The 400-nt window shown below is 40.0% G+C and carries 1 protein-coding gene; it reads right to left on the reverse strand.

What is annotated here, in order from left to right; translation table 11 throughout:
- Positions 1 to 400: porin family protein (locus LE190_RS22315; RefSeq protein WP_225240628.1), on the reverse strand; the 400-nt coding region annotated here is incomplete at both ends.

The following is a 400-nucleotide window of genomic DNA, read 5'->3' on the forward strand; positions in this document are numbered from 1 at the left end:
GTATTTGGTCATATCTGCATTTGGTTTTACCAACTGCGGATTGTTATTTCCATCCAATACAAAATCATTGTATTGGTACAGACGGTCTGTCTCATACCCCCAAATATCACCATATACCCGACCATTATAATTCACACCGGTAGTGCGTAATGACGTATAGCCACTAAAAACAGATTTAGAGTCATCCAAATTAGCCCTAAAATTAATACCCAATCCATTCTCAAATCGGTGATTAAAATCGATGGCCAATTCAAAGCCTTTGGTCGTCAAGGTACCGAAGTTACCCCAAGGCGCCGCAGAACCCAAGGTCAGTGTTGTTCCTTCCAAAGGAGCAAACATATTTTTGGTCTTCTTCTGATACCAGTCAAACGTCAAACCTAATTTATTCTTGAAGAATCTG

This window comes from Massilia hydrophila, from assembly GCF_020208145.1.
GTDB classification, from domain to species: Bacteria; Pseudomonadota; Gammaproteobacteria; order Burkholderiales; family Burkholderiaceae_D; genus Telluria; species Telluria hydrophila.